The 1,082-nt window shown below is 50.4% G+C and carries 1 protein-coding gene; it reads left to right on the forward strand.

Annotated elements, in window-relative coordinates:
- Positions 1–272: 272 nt before the first annotated feature.
- Positions 273–827 (forward strand): PadR family transcriptional regulator, encoded by a 555-nt coding sequence (locus tag V6D20_21010; protein ID HEY9818261.1) that lies wholly within the window; start codon positions 273–275, stop codon positions 825–827.
- Positions 828–1,082 lie beyond the last annotated feature (255 nt).

The raw sequence follows: 1,082 nt of genomic DNA on the forward strand, positions 1-1,082 counted from the left end.
CCAGTTCATCGAGGAGGAGAAAGGGGTCAAATTCGGAAAAGCTACTCTTGGGAAAGGGACGACGCACCAGGAAGCCTGCTCCTTCAAGCGTTTCTACACTATTGATGATGCCAGCAATGGTTCGGAGCGTTTGCGTTTGCGTTGTCATACAAGTGCCTCCAGGCAGACAGTTTATAAGATGTATCCTATATATGACTAATCATATAGTAGCATAGAAGGATATAAATTCTATGGGTAGGGCTTGTCCTCCCTGTTCGTTCGGTAAACCACCTATGTCTCTTGCCCATGTAATCCTGGGTCTGCTCCAGCAACAGGAGCGAACCGGCTACGACCTCAAAACCGATTGCTTTGACGATTGCATTTCTCATCTGTGGCCAGCCGATCAGGCCCAGATTTATCGGACGTTAGACAAACTGGAGTCCCAGGCGTGGATTACCTGTACCGTTGAGATTCAGCACGATCGCCCTAACCGCAAGGTTTACCAAATTACCCAAGCAGGCGAAGCAGCGTTAACCCACTGGCTTCAGACACATCATCCGTTGCCCGTGTTGCGAGAGCCGTTGCTGGTGCAACTCTATTTTGCGGCTCAGTTGCCTAACGAAGCGATCATGCACCTGCTAGAGCAGGAACTGGAAGCACGGCAAGAAAAGCTAGCCCAGTGTGAGGCGATCGAGGCTTCCTCGTTGAGTCACCCGACTGTATCGCGTGAACAAAACCTGCATCAACTGGTTTTGGACTTAGTGAAGCAACGGGAACAGACGTATTTAGATGGGTTGGAAAAGGCGATACGTGCTGTGCACAGGCTGCGCGATCGCAACGATCCGTAGCCAAATCTTAGCCCGCTTGTTGGGGCGTTACAGATACTCTGATCGGGAAGGCAGGACGAGGAATGATAACCAACTCCTTGCCTTCCCTTATTTTACTTTGTGCGTGTTGTAACTAGATGCTTTTACACATGTGCCATTTGTCGATCGAGCTTGGTTTCTAGTCCATCTTGTTGCACGGATTGAGCTTTGTCATAGCTCTCCATCAGGGCGCGGTAAGGCGGCACGATGTGGTCAACCATGACAGCGGCAAACTCC

The organism is Candidatus Obscuribacterales bacterium (assembly GCA_036703605.1).
In the GTDB taxonomy this organism is placed as follows: domain Bacteria; phylum Cyanobacteriota; class Cyanobacteriia; order RECH01; family RECH01; genus RECH01.

Excerpts from the sequence above, each read along its gene's own strand:
- V6D20_21010 (HEY9818261.1), top strand. The coding sequence starts at position 273 with ATGTCTCTTGCCCATGTAATCCTGGGTCTGCTCCAGCAACAGGAGCGA.